Raw genomic sequence first — 17,955 nt, forward strand, 5'->3', positions numbered from 1 at the left:
TGTTCGACTAGCCGTGCTCGGGGAAGTCCTCCGCGATCCACCGGAGGGCTTCCTCCGGCGAGTCGCGCACGGCGTCCTTCAGGAACTCCAGCATGTCGTCCCTGCCGATCTGCTCCAGCAGCATCGCCAGGCCCCGCAGCTCGTCCCACCGCTCCGGGTCCGGGTCCGCGATCTCCCGCGACACCAGCGGTTCCAGCAGCGAGTCGCGCGCCGCCGGGTGCAGCCCGGCCAGGACGAACCTGGCCCGAGCCGCGTACGGGGTGATGCCGAGCGCCGCCGCGAACAGCTCCGGCATCAGCTCGCGCACCAGTTCCGGCCGGTCCGGGGCGCGGTCGCCGATCAGCCGCAACGCGGTGGGATCACTCGCGCCGAGCCGTTCGCGCAGGGTCTCGACGGCCTTGCCGGTCAGGACGACGTCCCCCGCGCGGAGGTACGAGTCGGTCGCCCGGTCCAGCGCCTTCCACGCCTTGTCGGCCATCAGTCCCCCTTGTCCTTCTTGACCTTCTTGACATATTCCCACGGCAGGCCCTCGATCTTGGCCTTGTACTCGTCGAACGGCATCTTGCGGGTCGCGTAGATCGTGTGGTGGCCCTTCGGGTCGTCGTCCTTGACCCAGTCGAGGCCTTCCGGCAGGTGCGTGCCCTTGGGCAGCCGCCACATCGCGCCACCGACGTTCTTGCGCAGGTTCTCCTCGGTGTCGTAGGTGGACGTCCCCTTCGGCCTGGCCTTCCCGTTCTGCGGCAGGACGTCGTCGCCCACCCGCTCGAAGTCGGTGTCCCGCACGACTTGCGGCCCGGTCGTGGTGTTCTTGCCGATCGCGACCAGCTCCGGGGTCGGCTCCTTGGCCTTCTCCTTCTGCTTCTTCCGCGGCTTCTTCCGCTCCTTGACCTTCTCCTTGGCCTTCTTCCAGAGCTGCTTGACCTTGTTGATCCCCTTCTTGACGTAGTGGACGAACTTCTTGCCGATCTTCTTGGCGAGTTTCTTGGCCTCCTTCCAGATCTTCGACTTCTGGATCTTCTTGATCAGCTTGGGTATCCAGACGCGGACGAGCTTGACCACGAACGACCGCACCGTCTTGACGACCCACGACCAGGCGATGCCGAGCTTGCGCCCCAGCCAGGCCAGGCCGGACCACACCTTCTTGGCGACCCAGCTGCCGACCTTCTTCAGCACCGGCACCACGAACCGCTTGACCACCGGCACGAGCACCCTGGTGACCACGACCCTGGCGATGACCACCCAGAACCGGCCGTCCGGGTCGGAGTAGGTGACCGGGTTGTTGTTGGCGTAGGCGTAGGCGTTGAGCTGCTGCGGCTCGCCGAAGTCGATCTCCGGGTCGGCCGAGGCGAACCGGCCGCGCACCGGGTCGTAGGCCCGTTCGCCGAGCTGGGTGAGCCCGGTGTCCGCGTCGATCGTGCCGCCGACGAAACCCTGCTGGCTCGGCCACGTCGTGGGCGTCGCCCCTCGCGCGCCGCCGAACGGGTCGGTCCGCCGCCGCGTGACGGCCTGGGTCTCCGCGTCGATCGACAGCTCGGCCGTGCCGACGTGGTTGGGGTCCAACCAGTGCAGCCGGTCGTCGGAGGTGCGCACGGCGACGGTCTCGTCGTCGTGCACGTAGTGCCGCGTGCCCTCCAGCGCGCCCGCGGACGTGAGCAGCACCTCGGTGGTGCCGAGGTACAGCGTGGTGCCCTTGCTGTCCTTGCGCAGCAGCCGATCGCCCTCGGCGTCGTTGACGTAGGACGTGACCTTGGAGCCCTCGGTGACCTTGGTGAGCTGCCCCTCGGCGTCCCACTCCAGGACCTGGCCCGGCGCCGCGCCGATCTTCCGGCCGGTGGTGTTGCCCGTGGCGTCGTAGCCGAACTCGTCGACCTTCGTGCCCGCGGGCCCGGTCGTGGTGATCTTCTGCACGCCGTGCGGCCGGGCCTGGCCGGGCGCCGGGTAGGTGTAGGTGCTGGCCGTGGCGAGCCCGTCGGCCCCGACCTTGGTCTCACCCGTCCGGTTGCCCGCCTTGTCGTAGGTCCACGCGTGCCGGTACGGCGCGGGGCCGCCCAGCGCGCTCGACGCGGGCGCGGTGGCGCAGTCGCCGTCGGCGGGGGTCCACGCGTCGGTCATCCGGCGCAGGTAGTCCTGCTTGAAGCACTGCGTGTCGGCGGGTTCGGCGGTGTCCGAGCCCGGCTGGTTGCGCAGGCGGGTGATGTTGCCCGCCTGGTCGTAGGAGAACGACGTGTTGGCCACCACGCGGCCCGTCGTCTCCCGTTCGGTCACCGTGCGGGTGAGCCGCCGGGTGCCGATCTCGTACTCGGCGGACCGCTTGACCCACTTGCCGCCCGCGGACAGCGTGACCTGCTGCGGCTCCGAGTACGGCGTGTAGGTGGTGCCGGTGACGTAGGACGTCTTGCCCGTCAGCGTGGTCGGCAGGCCCGCGCTGTTGTAGCCGTAGGTCAGCTTCTCCTCGGCCAGACCGCCCGCCGCGGGCAGCGTCGCCTCGGCGACCTCGCCGTCCGGGCGGTACGTGGTCGCGAACCGGTACTCGCCCGCGAGCTTGCCCTCGGACGTCGGGACGGTGATCTTCAGCCCGGTCGGCCGGTTGCCCGCGTCGACGCCGGTGACCTCCTGCTTGTAGGCGTTGCCGCCGACGTACCTGGTCGAGGACACCGGGACGCCCGGAACGGAGGTGCCGTCCGCCAGCTTGTCGAACGTCCACTCCAGCCGCTTGGGGCCGGAGAGCGACCCCTCGTGCACGGCCGTCTGCCTGCCGACCTCGTCGTAGGCGAACGCCAGCACCGTGCCGCGGGCGTCCTTGCGCGTCGCGACCTGGTCGCCCTCGTTGTAGGTCGTCTCGGTGACGCCGCGGTCGGGATCGGTCGTCTTGACCTCGCGGCCCAGCAGGTCGTACTCCTGCCGCCACACGTTCCCGGCGGCGTCGGTCACGGTCTCCAACTGGCCGTGCTGGGTGTAGGTGTACTTCGTGGCGTCGTAGTCGCCGGTGGGCGAGTTGCCCTTGTACTGGCGCAGCTCGACGAGCCTGCCCTCGGCGTCCATGAACTTGCTCGTCGGCGTGTCCCCGTCGGGCGGGTCCATGTCGTAGCGGTTGCCCGAGTAGCTGTGCGTGGTCCGCCACTTCTCCACGCCCTCGACCTTGAACACCTCGGCCGTGAGCCGGTCCTGGCCGTCGTACTCGAACACGGTCTGGGCGGGCAGCGCCGCCTCGTCCGGCACCACCACGTCCGTCCCCGGCGGAGCGTCGTTGTAGTACGGGCCGTTGGTCTTGATCTCCAGGCCGCGCGCGTCGTGGATCGTGTCCGTGACGACCCGGCCGCCGCCGGGCGCGGGGTCCTGGCTCTGCCGCTGCCGCATCTGCCCGTCGAACAGGTCGATGTCGGTGACGTACCCGCCGTCCGGCTGCAACGTGCGGTTGGTGACGGTGTTCGCGCCGTTCGTGCGCACCACGTAGGCGTGCTCGGTGCTCGGGCTCTGCGAGCGGTCCCGGCCCGGCGCCCACGTCTTCACGACGCGGCCCAGCGGGTCGTACGCCGACTCGCTGCGCTTGCCGTTGGTGTCGACGACGACGGTCGGCTCACCCCACGCGGGCTCGTACTCCGTGGTCGACGTCTGGTCCAGCGGGTTGGTCGTCGTCACCTTCGTGACCGGGCCGCCCGTGGTGGACGTGTACGACGTCCGGCTCTTCCTGCCGAACACGTCGGACGCCTCGGTCTGGCGACCGTAGACGTCGTAGACCGCGCGCCCGACCGTCTTGAAGGTGGGCTGCCCGTTGGCCCACCCGCTCAGCTCCTCCCGCTTGGTCGGGTCACCGCGCAGCGGCGCCGCGCCGAGGGTCTCGCTGTCGTCGTAGTAGGTGCGCTCGACATCGACCAGGTCCGCGGGCATGGTCGGCGTCTTGTCGCACGCGACCGCGACGGTCTCCTCCTGGTACTCCACGTCCAGGACACCCGTGGCCGGGTTGTGCGAGTAGCTGTAGCGGGTGCAGGTGTCGTCGTTCGGGTTGGCCAGGTCGTGCAGCTGCTCGGTCCGCTGCAACAGGCCGTTGGCGTCGTAGACGTTGTTCGACCCGGTCTTGAGCTGCCCGCCGCCGGGGTGGACCTCCGTCTGGCGCACCGCGGACTCGCCGACCTTGTACGCCTTGGTCGTGCCCCAGCTGCGCACGCGGGTCGCGGTCGGCGCCGACACCCACGGGTCCGTGATGGACCGCTCGGTGACCTGCCCGCCCGCCTTGTCGTAGGTGATCCGCTCGCGTTCCGCGCCCGCGAGGTCGTTGCTGTCCTCGACGGCGACGCCGTTCGAGTCGACGACCTTGACGTCCTTCACACCGCCCGAGGCCGTCCTGTCCTCGTCCATGCCCCGGTAGTAGAGGACCTCGGCCTGCTCGCGCTCACCGGTCGACGCGCCCTTGAGCGTGCGGACGCGGTCGTAGCCGCGCCACTGCGACCAGGTCTTGCGCTCGGCCGGGATCAGGCCGTCCTCCTCGTCGTGGTGCCACGCCGGGGTGCCGACGTAGTCCAGGTGCGTGACCTCCGGCGCGAGGCCGGTCGTCAGGTCCTTCTCGGTCACGTCGGACACCACGTACTTGTGGAACCAGTCGGTGCGCTCCTTGGACAGGTCGTCCAGCGAGTCCGGCGTCCACTTGAGGGGGTGGCACCGCTTCGCGTTGGCGTCCTGCGAGGGCAGGTTCGACGGCGCGGCGCACTCCTTCGGCAGGTAGGTCACCGCCAGCTCGCCGCCGGTCTCCGACCTGATCGCCTTCATCCGCCACCAGTTCATCGGCGGGATGCCGTCGATGCCGTCCACGCGGTTGGCCATCTGCTGGCCGTCGAAGGTGACGGCTGGCAGCGTGACGGTGCCGCCGACGAGCCCGGTGCGCTGGATCGACGCGAGCCACATGCCCGCCCGCGTGCCGTCACCGGGTGCGGGGAAGCTGTGCGTCAGCGTCCAGGAGTCCACGTCCTTGGGGGCGGTGGAGTTCCACACCTTCGTGGTGACCTTCGCCAGCCGCTTCTGCGTCCAGAACGTCGGCGTGTACTTGGTGCCGCAGTTCGTGGTGCTCGCGCACTGCTGGTCCAGCGGGGTGTCCGGCCAGTTCTGCGGCTGCGTCGTGACGCACTGCGTGCCGGGGATGCACCGGTCGGCCACGGTGAACGCGACCTGGGCGATCGGGGGAGTGGTGTACACCGCGCCGTCGCGCTGCCCGTACTCGATCCGCTCCAGGTACCCGTCCCGCACGTAGTTGCTGACCTTGGTGGCGGTCAGGTTGCGGGAGTAGTTGTTGGTCTCCTTCTGGTAGAAGTAGCTCATCGTGCTGCCGTGGGCGTCGACCACGTAGTCGAGGTTCCAGCGCCACGCCTGCGTGCAGTAGGACGTGTCGAACGTGCTCTGGCGGCACGGTTCGCCTGCCTGGTTGCCGAAGACGGGGACCGTCCAGGTGGAGTTCGTCGCCTGCTTGCCGGAGACCCACCCCGGCAGCTTGTGCAGGCCGAAGAAGTACTGGACGCCGTCCTTGGACGTGATCTTCCACGACTCGCCGTCGTTGTCCCCGTTGTCGGTGCCGGTGACCCGCTCGATCTTCGAGCCGTCGTCGTTGCGCAGCCGCCACGCGCCGGTCGCGTCGTCGCGCACCAGCTCGCCGCCGGTGCCGTTGAGCGACAGCGTGGCGTTGTCCGTGCGCCAGCACAGGTCGCCGGTCTTCTTGGTGGTGCTGCTGTCCTTGAGGTCGGAGGCGCACCCGGTGTACCGGCGCTCGATGTAGCCGCCGGGGTTGAAGTCGAAGCCCTCGCCGACCCAGCTCGGCTGGTTGTTCGTGGCCGAGGTGCGGGCGTCGACGTTGCCGGACGAGTACGACAGCGACAGGTCCGGGTCGGGGCCCTCCAGCGCGGGCGGCACGCCCATGTCGTACTGCCAGGTGAAGTCGCCGGAGGACGCGCCGGTCGACCACGTCGACCCCGGCGACAGCGAGGACGCCTGGTAGTCGCCCGCCCCGGAGGAAGCCGCGGCGGTGACGGCGAACAGCTGCTTGTCGTTGCTCGGCGCGACCTCCGCGGTCAGGGTGCCGGAACCGTCGTTGGTGGTGTGGACCGGGGTCGCCTGGCAGTCGGCCTTGTCCGGCGAGGTCAGCGCGCAGTCGGGCAGCGCGGCCAGCCGGAGCCGGGAGGCCCAGTCGCCGCCGTACGCGTCGCGGAAGCCGGAGTAGTCGACGGCGACCTTCAGCGGCTCGTCCTTCGCGCCCGCGAGCCGGAACACCGGCCCGTCGAGCCTGCGGTCGAGCACCTCGACCCGGATCGCCTTGTCGGCAGAGGTTTTCGCGTCCGCCGTGCGCGTCACGGTGATCGGTCCCGCGGACGCTTGTTGCGAGCTCAGCTTGGCGTCGGTGATGGAGGCCGCGGGCCAGGAGATCGCGGGCGACCCCTTGAGCGCCTTCTCCTCCGCGGCGTCGGGTTCGGACGACTGGGCCGCCGCCGCCGTGACGGGTGTGGACTTCTCGGTGGACGCCGACCACTCGGGTTCGGCCTGTGCGCTCGGCGGGATCGCTGTGACGAGACCGGCGGCTACCACAGCGGCTATCGCCGCACCGGCCCATCTGCGAGATCTGGGTGTCATGCAGTGCCCTCCCACGCATGTTCACGACTCAGGCATGACTGCCTGGGAGGAATACTCGGGGTGGGCAGAACGGGCAGACACACCTTTCCCCGTGGGTTGAAGTTCTTCCGTTCCGCCGGGGTTCATGCGCTTTGCGCCGATTTGCCCGAATGCGCCCGGTCGGCTCAGCGATCCTCGGGTCCGATCGCGCAGTCGGGGGATCGGCGGCGGTTCGAGGGGGTGGAAATGCCTTCGGGATGCCGAAGTTCACGGTTGCTCGGCCGCTCGAAGGTAAGCGCTTTCCGCTGCTGGGCGATTCCACGCCGTGGCGGTGCGAAAGGGCCGCTCTCCCATCGTGCTCACGACACTGCGGTGCTCGGAGTGCTGGTACAGCACGATGCGGTCGTTCCCCGTGAAGTGACTCCCGCGACCGGGAGTCGCCCGACATCCGGACCTGGCCCGGACGGCGGTGACGACGTCGGCCCCGTTCCGCCGGGAGCGAAACGGGGGTTTCGGGGTGGGGCGTGGGTGTCAGGATGGTGGGATGGCGGACATCCTTCCCTTCCACCGCGAGCAGACCTCCGAGCCGGAGCCGTTGTGGCGCGAGGTACTGGGGCGGAGCCTGCGGTCCACCCGTGAGGAGCAGGGTGGGCGGTTGGTGGACGTGGCCGAGAAGGCCGGGATCTCGCCGCAGTACCTGTCGGAGATCGAGCGCGGGCGCAAGGAGCCGTCCAGCGAGATGATCGCGGCGGTCACCGGAGCGCTCGGGGTCGAGCTTGCGGACCTGCTGACCGGGATCGCGGGCACGGTTCGGCGGCGGGGCACGGATCTCGCCGTGGGGCGGCGTCCGACGGGACCCGTGCTGCTCGCCGCGTGAGGGGTCACGGCCTGCGGTCGAGGACGTGGTCGGCCAGGCCGTAGGCGACGGCGCTCCCGGCGTCGAACACCCGGTCGCGGTCGGTGTCGTGCCGCAGGTCCTCGACGTCGCGGCCGGTGTGCTTCGACAGGATCTCCTCCAACTGGGTTCGCACCCGCACCACCTCGTCGGCCTGGAGGATCAGGTCCGGGATCGTGCCGCGGCCCTGCGCCGCGGGCTGGTGCAGCACCACGCGGGTGTGCGGCAGCACGAAGCGGTGGCCCGGTTCGCCCGCCGCCAGCAGCACCGCGCCCGCCGCGACGGCCTGGCCGACGCACGTCGTCGCGACCGGGGCCCGGATGAAGCTCATGGTGTCGTACAGCGCGAGCATCGCGGACGGGTCGCCGCCCTCGGAGTTGATGTACAGGTTGATCTCCCGCTCCGGGCTGTCCGCCTCCAGGTGCAGGAGCTGCGCGATCAGCGCGTTGGCCACGCCGGAGTCGATCGCGGTGCCGAGGTAGACGATCCGCTCGGACAGCAGGTGCGAGTAGACGTCCATGATCCGCTCGCCGCCCGCGTTGCGGGTGATGACGTTGGGGATGGTGTACGTGCTCATGCGCGCGCTCCGATCGACGAGTGCAGGCCGAGGCCGTGGGTGCGCACCGGCACGACCTGGTCGAGCCCGGTGACGACGTGGTCGATGAACCCGTACTCGCGGGCCTGCTCCGTGGTGAACCAGCGGTCGTGCAGCGAGTCGGTGAAGATCCGCTCGATCGGCTGCCCGGTGTCCTCGGCGATCAGCCCCAGCACCGTGTCCCGCGTGTGCCGCAGGTCGTCCGCCTGCACCTGCACCTCCACGGCCGACCCGCCGATCCCCGCCGACCCCTGGTGCATCAGGATGCGGGCGTGGGGCAGCGCGAACCGCTTGCCGGGCGTCCCCGCGGACAGCAGGAACTGCCCCGCGCTGCACGCCAGCCCCAACGCCAGCGTCGCCACGTCGCACGGCACGAGCCGCATCACGTCGCGAATCGCCAACATCGCGGGCACGGACCCGCCAGGCGAGTGGATCCACAACGCGATGTCCTTGCCAGGATCATCACTCGCGAGGGACAGCATCTGCGTGGCGAGCACCGTCCCGTTGTCGTCGTCGAGCCCCCCGTCGAGCACCAGCACCCGCTGACTGAGGAACCGCTCCCGAAGCCGGTGGTCGAACATCTTCTCGTCATTGCCCATGCCCTGACCTTGCCGCCCGACCAGGGATTCACGGGTGCCTCGCTGCTGTGAGCAGATCAGCTCTCGGCAGTACCGCTGCCGGGTTGCGTCGGCGCGTTCTCGATGTTCGACCGGATCGTCCTGGTCAGACGGTGGTCGGGCCCCAGCACCCGCTCGGCGTCGTCGAGCGTCGCCTCGAACAGGCGAACGGCTCGGCTGAGATCACCGGCGGACCAGTAGGCGCTCGCCAGGTTGTTGCGCGAGCCGAGCGTGTGGGGGTGGTGGGGTCCCAGCACTCGTTCGCGGTCGGCCACAACCGCTTCGTGCAGTGGGATCGCGCGGCCGAGATCGCCTGCGGACTCGTATCCGCTGGCCAGGTTGTTCCGCGCGCTCAGGGAGAACGGGTGGTCGGGTCCGAGCGCCCGCACGCACTCGGCGAGCGCCGCCTCCAGCAGGGGGATCGCGCGGTCGAGGTCACCTGCCGCCCACTGGGAGTAGGCCACGTTGTTGCGCGAGCCGAGAGTGTCGGGGTGGTCGGGGCCCAGCACGCGTTGGCGATCGGCCAAAACGGCTTCGTACAGCGGGATCGCGCGGGTGAGGTCACCTGCGGACTCGTACGCGCCTGCCAGGTTGTTGCGGGAGCCCAGCGTGAGCGGATGGTCGAGACCCAACACCCGTTCGCAGTCGGTGAGCGTCGCCTCCTGCAGGGGAATGGCGCGGGTGAGGTCACCCGCGGACTCGTAGGCGTTGGCGAGGTTGGTCCTCGAGATGAGCGTGCTCAGGTGGTCGGGGCCCAGTACTCGTTCGCGCTCGGCCAGGATCGACTCGTGCAGTGGGATCGCGCGGGCGAAGTCGCCCGCCGACTGGTGGGCCTCCGCGAGATTGCTCCGCGAGGTCAGGGTGCTGGGGTGGTTCGGGCCCAGCACTCGTTCGCTGTCGGCGAGCGCGGCCGCGTACAGCGAGATCGCACGGGCCAGGTCGCCCGCCGCCCGGTAGGCGTGGGCGAGGTTGTTCCGGGACGTCAGCGTGGCCGGGTGGTCGGGGCCGTGGAGGCGGTGGCGGCCGTCGGCGGCGCGGGTGTGCAGGGTGATGGCCGACGTGGTGTCGCCCTGGTCGTCGAGGTACAGGCCCACGTGGTCGGCGAGGTCGCAGTGTGCTCCGACGTCGGCGTCGGGAGGTGTGTGGTCGAGGAGTGCTCGTGCGTGGGGTAGCACCGTGTGGAAGGCGGGCCAATCGGCGGGAAGGCGGGGATCGGCCTTGGCGAGCGCGGTTGAGAGAGCGGCGGCCGTGGTGGCACAAGCCTGGGCGATGTCGGTCGGGAGGCGGTGGGGGTCCGTCGGGTCCGGGGTGCGGGTGACGGCCTGGACCAGGCGGTGGACGGAGATGGCGTCGGCGTCGAGGGTGATCATGGAGTACGCGGCCAGTCTGCCCAGGGCGTGCACGGTGTCGGGGTCGGCGGTCGCGACCAGGTGGCGGGGGATGGTGTCCGGGGCGCACCAGGCCAGGCGGCGGAGCAGGTCGCCCGCCAGGGGAGTGGTGGTGAGGGCGTCGAGGGTGACGTGCCAGACGCGGGCCATGGTGCGGTGGGCGTCGGTGCCCTCGGCGGTGGCGGTGAACATCTTGGCGGGGTAGTGGGCCAGCAGGTCCAGGTACGCGGTCGGGGTGATGCGGGTCTGGGCCAGGTAGGCGGCCGCCTGCTCGACGGCGAGGGGGAGTCGGCCCACCTCCTCGCACAGGCGGTCGGCGTCCGTCAGATCGGCGGTCGGCCAGTCGGTGCGCACCACGCGGGTCAGGAGGTCGAGCGCTTCCGCGGGGGTCAGCACGTCGAGGGAGATGGTGTCGATGCCGCGCCAGCCGGTCGCCTGGCGTGAGGTGATCACGATGGTGCCGGTGCGGACGCGGTCCAGGAGACCGGTCGCGTCGGCGGGGGTGGTGAGGTTGTCCAGCACCAGCAGCCAGTCCTGGTGGGTGGCGAGCCAGCGCACCGCGAGTTCGGCGCGCTGCTCCGAGGGCAGGTCGGCGGTTTGGGGAGCCAGTGTGGTGGTGAGGGCGGCCAAGCCCGCGTCGATGGCGGCCGGGGAGTCGGCGGAGATCCACCACGCCAGGGTGTAGCGGTCCTCGGTGAGGGCGGCGAACCGGCTCGCCACCGTGCTCTTGCCGACGCCGCCCAACCCGTGCACCGCGACCACGACCGCCCGGCCGGACGCGGTCACGGCCCGCTCCAAGCGCTCCAACTCGGTGGTCCGGCCCACGAACTGGCGTGGGCCCGCCGGGATCCGGTTCAGCGCGGGCGTCGAGGTGATCGACTCCATCACGGGCACGGATGAGCCGGTGACCAGGTCGCCCTCGACCCACGTGAGGTCCCGGCCCGCTTGCAGGACCTTGGCCTGTCCCGCCGCGTCCGCGTCTTGGACGACCCTGTCGCCGGTCATCGATCACCGTCCTGTCAACGCCGTTGTGCGGCTGTCCGTTGGGAGCGTGAAGGTGTCCGGTCGGCGGGAGCCGGACGAGCGGGGCGCGGGTGAGGATCTTCTCAGTCCCCAACCACGAACGAGGAGCTGAGCGTGTTCATCGCCATTGTCGACTTCACCACCGCCGTTGCCGACCGTCCTGCCGCCCTGGCCCACCTGGACGCCGAGCGGGAGCGGGTGCGGGCCATGGAGGGGAACCTGGCGTTTCGGGTGTGTGCGGTGGAAGGGGGTGGGGTGGCCGTCGTGCACGAGTGGGAGGACGAGGGGGCGTTCGCCGGTTACCTGGGGTCCGAGTCGTTCGCCCGGTTCGGGGAGGCGGTGCGGCCGTTGATGGTCGGGGCTCCGGTGAGTCGGCGGTTCCGGGCCGAACTGGTGACCGGCTCCTAGGATCGGTGTCGTGGTGACCCGTCCGGCGTACAGCTTCGTCCGCTCGTTCGCGGCCGGGCCCACTCGGGATCTCCAGGTGGAGCGCCACTACCTGCTCTGCGCCTCCGCCGGGGCCCTGCGGCTGGAGGCGGAGGGGCGGACGTGGGTGTTGCCGCCCGCCAGGGCCGCGTTGATCCGGGCCGGGCGGCCGATCCGGGTCGGTGTGCCGCGGCCGGTCACCACGGCGTCGGTGCTGTTCGACACGGGGTTCGCGCCGGTGCCGCCGTCGTCGTTGACCGTGTTCGACCTGAGTCCGCTGGCGCGTGGACTGGTGGCGGAGTGCGGGCAGTGGGGGGAGAGCGAGGAGCCGTTGACGCCGTACGCCGTGGCGCTGTTCACGGCGCTCGCGGCGGTGGCGTGGCGGTTGGCCGAGCAGCCCAGCCCGGTCGTGGTGCCGTCGGGGCGGACGCCGGAACTGCGGTCGGCGTTGCGGCTGACCGAGGAACGGCTGGGCGGCCCGGTGCGGTTCGAGGACATCGCGAACGAGGTCGGGCTCGCGCCGCGGTCGTTGGCGCGGCGGTTCGCGGACGAGACCGGGATGACCTGGCGGGCGGTGCTGCGGCGGCTGCGGTTGTTGCGCGCGATCGAGGAGTTGGCCGCGGGCGACGAACCGGTGACGCGGATCGCGTTCGCGGTCGGCTACTCGTCCCTGTCGGCGTTCAACGCCGCGTTCCTGGAGCTGACCGGCCGCACGCCCACCGACTACCGCGCGAGCTTCACGTGAGTGCGCCGCCGATCCGGTCGAGGATCTCGGCGAGGGTCGACGGGCTGGTGGCGAAGTTCAGGCGGGCGAACGTGCTGGTGTCCACGTCGGTGAAGCTCGCGAACTCGGCCCCCTCGCTGAGCTTCACCCGTGCCTCCCGTTCCAGGCGGGTCACGTCCCGGAGCGGGGTGTCGGCGAAGTCGAACCAGCTCAGGTAGCTCGCCTCCGGGGCGTGGTGGCGCAGGTCCCACGGCAGCTCCGAGGCCCAGCGCTCCACAGTGGACCTGTTGTGCCGCAACACCTTCGACAGCTCGTCCAGCCACGGCTGCGCGTCCCGCCACGCGGCCACGGTCGCCACGCGGCTCACCGTGCTCGGGGTGCCGAAGTAGTCCAGCGGGGCCCGCGACAGGGCGTCCCACGTCCGGTCCGGGCCGACGTGGGCGACGGCGCACCGCAGGCCCGCGATGTTGAACGCCTTGGTCGCCGAGGTCGCCGTGACGGTCCGGTGCGGGGCCAGCGCGGCGAACGGGACGTGCCGGTGCGGTGCGTGGGCGAGGTCCGCGTGGATCTCGTCGGCGAGCACCACCAGGTCCAGTTCCTCGGCCACGTCCGCGAGCGGGGCCAGTTCCGCTCGGGTGAAGACGCGGCCGGTCGGGTTGTGCGGGTTCACCAGCACCAGCAGCTTGCACCCCTGGAGCCGGTCGGCGAGGGCGTCGGTCGAGAAGTCCCAGCCGGACGGGGTCCACCGCATCGGCAGCGGCACGATCCGGCGGCCGGACCGGGCGATGCTCGCCAGGAACGGCGGGTAGGTGGGCACGTGCAGGGCGATCCCGTCGCCCGGAGCCGTGGTGTGCTCGATGACGACCTGGAGCACCTGGATCAGGTCGGTGAACACGCGGGTCCGGTCCGGGATCGGGGACCAGCCGTGCCGGTCGGCCATGCGCTCCTCGAACGCCGTGACCACCGGGTCCTGTCCGCGCCAGAACGGGTAGCCGAAGTCCTCGCGCTCGGCCAGGTCGACGACGCTCGCGCGCACCGCGGGCGGCACGCCGAAGTCCATGTCGGCGACCCACGCGCCGAGCACGTCACGGGGGAGCGACCCCCACTTGACGCCGTGCCCAGAGCGCAGGCGGTCGTGGTCGACGGTCTCGAACGGGGTCACGTGCGGCTCCAGGTCGTCAGGTGGTCGCGCAGGACTTCCATCTGGCCGTGGTGCTGGGCCAGTTCCTCGTAGACGTGCAGCAGCGCGGCTCCCTGGGTGAGGTCCCGGTCGGGGCCGAGGAAGTCGGGTGGCGGCACGCCGCGCAGCGGGGCGTTCGGCACGGCGGCGCGCACGTCGGCGGCGAACCGAACGCGCACCGCCGCGGCCTCGTCGAGCAGCGGGCGCACGGGGCCGGAACTGGTGAACTCCGCGGCGCGCTCCCGGTCGACGTGGCGGCCCGCCACGAGTTCGCCCGCCCAGAACGACACCACGCCGAGGCAGTGGGTGAGCAGCGCGTACGGCGTGTTGGCTCCGGGGAGGTCCGGCTTGCGGTTCGCGAGGTCGTCGCCGAGCCCGGCCACGATGCCGGTCAGGCCGTCGAACGCGCGGTCGGTGAAGTAGAGGTAGTCGTCGGTGGTGATCAAGTCGGCTCCCGACCGCGGGCGTCACCTGCTTGGCCGGTGACATTGCCTCCCCGTCGCGTCACCTGTCAAGATGGTGACGTGACTTTCGTGTTCGTCAGCGGGAACCTGGCCCTCGACTTCGTGGGCACGCTCAAGTGGCGGCGCGGCACCGTCGAGGAGCTCCTGGCCACGCCAGGGGATTCCGCCCGGTGGGCGGTCGAGGCGGGCGTGCTGACCGAGGAGCCGGACGTCGACGCGGCGGGGCGGCGGCGGTTGCTCGCGCTGCGCGAGGCGGTCTACCGGCTGGTCGGCCAGGGCATGGCCGGGTGGCCGTGGGACGCGGACGACCTGGCCGTCGTCAACGCGGAGGCGGGCGCGACACCCGCGCGGGCGCGGCTGACCCCGGACGGCGTCACGCGGGTCGGCGGGGTCGACGCGGTCGCGGCGGACGTCGCGCGCTCCGCGGTGGACCTGCTGGGCGGCATCGGCGACTTGGCGCTCAAGGAGTGCGTCGGCGCGGACTGCACGCGGATCTTCGTGGACCGGTCGCGCGGCGGCAACCGGCAGTGGTGCGGCATGGAGGAGTGCGGCAACCGGGTGAAGGCGGCGGCCTACCGGTCGCGCAAGGCGACCGCCTGACCGAGGACGGCGGGGAGCCCGCCGCCCTCGGCGGGATCAGCGGAGCCCGTTGGTCCACTCGACGACCGCCCGGTGGTACGCCGGGGCGTTCGCGGAGTAGTTGAGCGAGTGGCCGTAACCGGGCACGACGTGCGTGCGCAACCGGGCCTCGGGCGCGTAGTACGGGCCCTCCGACACGCGCAGCGCCTCGTCCGACGAGCAGTCCGCGCCCAGCGGCGGGCCGCAGAAGTTGCCGTCGCCACCGCCCATGACGAGCATGACCGGCACGGTGATCTGCCGCGACAGCGGGATGAGGCTGCCCACCAGCACGGTGCCCACCGTCTCCGTCGCCGTGACGACGTCCTTGGTGGCCTCGTCGAACGCGAGCGCGCCCGGCTCCGTGGCTCCGGGGGTGTGGAACGACGAGTAGCGGGTGCCCGCGACCGTCGTCAGGTAGCCCAGGTTGAGGCCGCGGTCCTGGAACACGGGGTCCAGGATGGTCGGGATCAGCGTGGTGAACACGGGGATCGCGCCGGGCAGGTTGATCTGGTGCGACAACCCGGTGATCACCACGCCGTCGACGTCCCGGTACGAGGTGGCCTCCACCGTCGCGACGGCCGAGCCGATCGAGTGCCCGACGACGACCACCCGGTCGAACCGCGGCCTCAACGACTGGATCACCGCGTGCACGGCCTTGGCGTCGGCCGCCACCGTGACCAGTGCGCTCAGCATCGCCGAGCTGCGCCCGCTGCCGAGCCGGTCCACCGCGATGGTGGCGATCCCGGCCCTGCTCATCGCCTGCTGGTACGACCGGCTCTCCGGCGCGTAGCCGATGTTCCAGTAGGCGCTGGTGTACGTCCCGCCGGGGACCAGCACCTGGAGCGTTCTCGCGCCCGGCGGCACGCACAGCCTGCCGTACATCGTCTGCGCCAGCAGGTCGATCGACACGGGCACCCGCACGTCCTCGCACGGGGTCTGAGCCGCCGCGGCGGACGCGCCGGGCGTGAGGCCGACACCTGCCGCGAGCAGCACGACGGCGCCTAATCGTCGGAATCGGGACCAGAGCACGAACCACTACCTCCACTTTCAGGAGCGGGGAACGACCGTCATCAGCATCCGGCTGGGGTAGGCGGCGGTCGTGAACTTGACGCGGGCGGGCTTGCCCGGCACGGGGACCAGTCGCCACTTCGCCGCGACGGTCGCCGCGGTGATGACGATCTCGGCTCGGGCGAACACGTTCCCGACGCACCCCCGCGCTCCCGCGCCGAACGGGATGAACGCGCCCTGCGGGATCGTCGAGGCGCGGTCGGAGGACCAGCGGTCCGGGTCGAAGCGGTCGGGATCGGGGAACGACGTCGGGTCGTGGTGCAGCGCGTGCGGGCTGAAGATCACTTCGGCGCCCTCGGGCAGCGGCACGCCGCCGAGGTCGACCGGCGCGATCGCCCGCCGCATGAGGAACCAGACGGGGTACATCCGCAGCACCTCGTCGACGACCTGGTTGAGGTACACCAGCTTCCCGAGGTCGGCGAACTCGGGCGACCGCCCGCCGAGCACCTCGTCCACCTCGGCGTGCACCCGCCGTTCGACCTCGGGGTTGCGGCCCAGCTCGTGGAACGTCCACGCCAGCGCCAGCGCCGTGGTCTCGATGCCGCCGATGAGCAGCGTCATGACCTCGTCGTGGAGCTGCTCGTCCGACATGCCCTCGCCGGTGTCCGCGTCCTGGGCCATCAGCAGCATGGACAGGAGGTCGCCCCGGTCGACGCCCTCCTCCCGCCACCCGCGCACCACGTCGAGCACGATCGTGCGCAGCCGCTCCACGGCCGCGTCGAACTCGCGGTTGCCGCGCAGCGGCAGCCTCTCCACGAACGACGGCGAGAGCGCGCGGACCATGCCCTGCTTGAGCACGGTGAACGTGGACCGGCCGACCTCCTCGATCTCGTGGTCGCCCATGCCGGTGGAGAACAGCGCCTCCCCGACGACGGTGACCGCGAGCGACTGGGCGTCCTCCTCGACCACTCGCACCTCGCCGGGCCGCCACGCCGCCGTCAGGTCGGCCGCCGCGCGGGCCATGGTCCGCGCGTACAGGGCGACGCGCTCACCGTGGAACGCGGGCCGCACCATCCGGCGCTGGCGGCGGTGGAACGCGCCGTTCGACGTGGCCAGACCGTTGCCGAAGACCGGTTGGAACTTGTCGAACAATGCCCCTTTTCGGAAGGAAGAACCCTTCTTGACCAGCAGTTCGTGGACGAGTGAGGGATTCGTCACGAAATAGGTGCGCATCGTTCCCAGATCGATCCGGACGATGTCGCCGCTATTCCGCAAAGATGCGGTGAAGCGGTAGCGCTCCCTCAGCATCCGAACGGTGTGACCGAACAGCGGAAGGCGGCCAGGGGCCACCGGCACGGACATATCCGCTCCTCGCTCGAACTCAGGGGATGTGCCACCATAAAGGCCATTCAGGGGAAAGCGGCATCGTCCGATCAGGTGGTCTCGACCACTCTGATGGGTCAGCGGGGCGTGACCGCTCTCCCCATAGGATGCTTCCACTCAAGCGAAAGAGGGTCGTGGTGGCTCAACGGGAGTGGGTTCCGGAGAGCGTTGACGTCTCCGTTCCGAGCATGGCGAGGACGTACGATTTCCTGCTCGGTGGCGCGCACAACTTCGCGGTGGATCGCGAACTCGCCGTGCACGTCGCGAAAGTGATGCCGGACGCGCGTTCCGCGGCGCGCGTGAACAGGGCTTTCCTCGGTCGGGCCGTGCGATTCATGACCGAGCGGGGAATCCGGCAGTTCCTCGACATCGGTTCGGGAATCCCGACGGTGGCCAACGTGCACGAGGTCGCCCAGTCGATGGATCCGGAGTGCCGGGTCGTCTACGTGGACAAGGACCCGATCGCGGTGGCGCACAGCGAGCTGATGCTCGCGGGCAACGACCGCGCGACCATCGTGCACGCCGACATGCGCGACCCGGACTCGGTCCTGGACCACCCGGAGACCCGCGGCCTGCTCGACTTCGACCAGCCCGTCGGCCTGCTGATGCTGATGATGCTGCACTGGGTGCCGGACGCCGACGACCCGTGGGGCCTGGTGGCGCGGTACCGCGACGCGCTCGCCCCCGGCAGCTTCCTGGCGATCTCCCACGTCACCGCGGACGGGCAGGACGAGAGCCTGGCCGAGGTGACGGACCTGATCGAGGAGAGCCGCAGCGCCGACCAGCTCACCGAACGCCCGCACGACCGGGTGGTGGCCCTGTTCGGCGACTTCGAGCTGGAGGAGCCCGGCCTGGTCGGGTGCGCCGCGTGGCGGTCGACCGGGCGCGGCGACATCTCCGACACCCCGGAGATGAACATGGTGATCTACGGCGGAGTCGCCAGGAAGCCCTGACGTCCTCCCGTCCACCACCACCGAAGGCGGTCGGGGGACCGGTTCCCCGACCGCGGTCGACCCCGTCCTCCGGCGCGGCGGGTCGGCGCACAA

At 70.9% G+C, this 17,955-nt stretch carries 14 protein-coding genes; 5 read left to right on the top strand and 9 right to left on the bottom strand.

Annotated elements, in window-relative coordinates:
• Positions 1–7 precede the first annotated feature (7 nt).
• Entirely contained in the window at positions 8–478 is a 471-nt protein-coding gene (locus ACFWW9_RS19795) for a hypothetical protein (protein WP_390379491.1), read from the bottom strand.
• Positions 478–6,609 carry an RHS repeat domain-containing protein gene (locus tag ACFWW9_RS19800; RefSeq protein WP_390379494.1) on the bottom strand — a complete coding sequence of 2,044 codons (6,132 nt, stop codon included), beginning with the start codon at positions 6,607–6,609 and terminating at the stop codon, positions 478–480. The genes ACFWW9_RS19795 and ACFWW9_RS19800 overlap by 1 nt, the downstream gene beginning before the upstream one ends.
• A gap of 523 nt (positions 6,610–7,132) precedes the next feature.
• Here ACFWW9_RS19800 and ACFWW9_RS19805 point away from each other — a divergent pair.
• On the top strand, positions 7,133–7,465 hold the full coding sequence (locus ACFWW9_RS19805; RefSeq protein WP_390379497.1) for a helix-turn-helix domain-containing protein: 333 nt from the start codon (positions 7,133–7,135) through the stop codon (positions 7,463–7,465).
• Between the two features lie 4 nt (positions 7,466–7,469).
• Here the strand turns inward: ACFWW9_RS19805 and ACFWW9_RS19810 are convergent, their stop codons facing one another.
• From ACFWW9_RS19810 to fxsT, 3 genes are read right to left on the bottom strand one after another with little or no spacing between them, the layout of a single operon-like run.
• Complete coding sequence (locus ACFWW9_RS19810) at positions 7,470–8,060, bottom strand: ClpP family protease (RefSeq protein ID WP_390379500.1); 591 nt, start codon at positions 8,058–8,060, stop codon at positions 7,470–7,472.
• Complete coding sequence (locus ACFWW9_RS19815; protein WP_390379503.1) at positions 8,057–8,677, bottom strand: ClpP family protease; 621 nt, start codon at positions 8,675–8,677, stop codon at positions 8,057–8,059. Before ACFWW9_RS19815 ends, ACFWW9_RS19810 begins: the two co-directional genes overlap by 4 nt.
• A gap of 56 nt (positions 8,678–8,733) precedes the next feature.
• Positions 8,734–11,088 carry an FxSxx-COOH system tetratricopeptide repeat protein gene (gene fxsT, locus ACFWW9_RS19820; RefSeq protein ID WP_390379506.1) on the bottom strand — a complete coding sequence of 785 codons (2,355 nt, stop codon included), beginning with the start codon at positions 11,086–11,088 and terminating at the stop codon, positions 8,734–8,736.
• A 132-nt stretch (positions 11,089–11,220) separates the two neighbouring features.
• On the opposite strand from fxsT, the gene ACFWW9_RS19825 reads away from it, so the two are divergent.
• Together ACFWW9_RS19825 and ACFWW9_RS19830 are read left to right on the top strand one after the other, a co-directional pair.
• A complete protein-coding gene (locus ACFWW9_RS19825; RefSeq protein WP_390379510.1) occupies positions 11,221–11,514 on the top strand; it encodes a putative quinol monooxygenase in 294 nt (97 codons plus the stop codon).
• Positions 11,515–11,524: 10 nt separating this feature from the next.
• A complete protein-coding gene (locus ACFWW9_RS19830; protein ID WP_390379513.1) occupies positions 11,525–12,277 on the top strand; it encodes an AraC family transcriptional regulator in 753 nt (250 codons plus the stop codon).
• Here the strand turns inward: ACFWW9_RS19830 and ACFWW9_RS19835 are convergent.
• Both ACFWW9_RS19835 and ACFWW9_RS19840 read right to left on the bottom strand, forming a co-directional pair.
• On the bottom strand, positions 12,270–13,418 hold the full coding sequence (locus tag ACFWW9_RS19835) for a MalY/PatB family protein (RefSeq protein ID WP_390379516.1): 1,149 nt from the start codon (positions 13,416–13,418) through the stop codon (positions 12,270–12,272). The genes ACFWW9_RS19830 and ACFWW9_RS19835 overlap by 8 nt on opposite strands.
• Complete coding sequence (locus ACFWW9_RS19840) at positions 13,415–13,882, bottom strand: DUF664 domain-containing protein (protein WP_390379519.1); 468 nt, start codon at positions 13,880–13,882, stop codon at positions 13,415–13,417. The genes ACFWW9_RS19835 and ACFWW9_RS19840 overlap by 4 nt, the downstream gene beginning before the upstream one ends.
• Before the next feature lie 78 nt (positions 13,883–13,960).
• Between ACFWW9_RS19840 and ACFWW9_RS19845 the strand changes: the two genes are divergently transcribed.
• The gene (locus tag ACFWW9_RS19845) at positions 13,961–14,500 is read left to right on the top strand and encodes a CGNR zinc finger domain-containing protein (protein ID WP_390379522.1); all 540 of its coding nucleotides are present in this window, start codon (positions 13,961–13,963) and stop codon (positions 14,498–14,500) included.
• Positions 14,501–14,536: 36 nt separating this feature from the next.
• Here ACFWW9_RS19845 and ACFWW9_RS19850 read toward each other — a convergent pair whose 3' ends face one another.
• Both ACFWW9_RS19850 and ACFWW9_RS19855 read right to left on the bottom strand, forming a co-directional pair.
• Positions 14,537–15,547, bottom strand: a complete 1,011-nt coding sequence (locus tag ACFWW9_RS19850; protein WP_390379525.1) for an alpha/beta hydrolase — start codon at positions 15,545–15,547, stop codon at positions 14,537–14,539.
• An 18-nt stretch (positions 15,548–15,565) separates the two neighbouring features.
• The gene (locus ACFWW9_RS19855) at positions 15,566–16,888 is read right to left on the bottom strand and encodes a cytochrome P450 (RefSeq protein WP_390379528.1); all 1,323 of its coding nucleotides are present in this window, start codon (positions 16,886–16,888) and stop codon (positions 15,566–15,568) included.
• 155 nt (positions 16,889–17,043) lie between these two features.
• Between ACFWW9_RS19855 and ACFWW9_RS19860 the strand changes: the two genes are divergently transcribed.
• Entirely contained in the window at positions 17,044–17,862 is an 819-nt protein-coding gene (locus ACFWW9_RS19860; RefSeq protein ID WP_390379531.1) for an SAM-dependent methyltransferase, read from the top strand.
• Positions 17,863–17,955: the final 93 nt, after the last annotated feature.

The organism is Umezawaea sp. NPDC059074 (assembly GCF_042738955.1).
Classification (GTDB): Bacteria; Actinomycetota; Actinomycetes; order Mycobacteriales; family Pseudonocardiaceae; genus Umezawaea.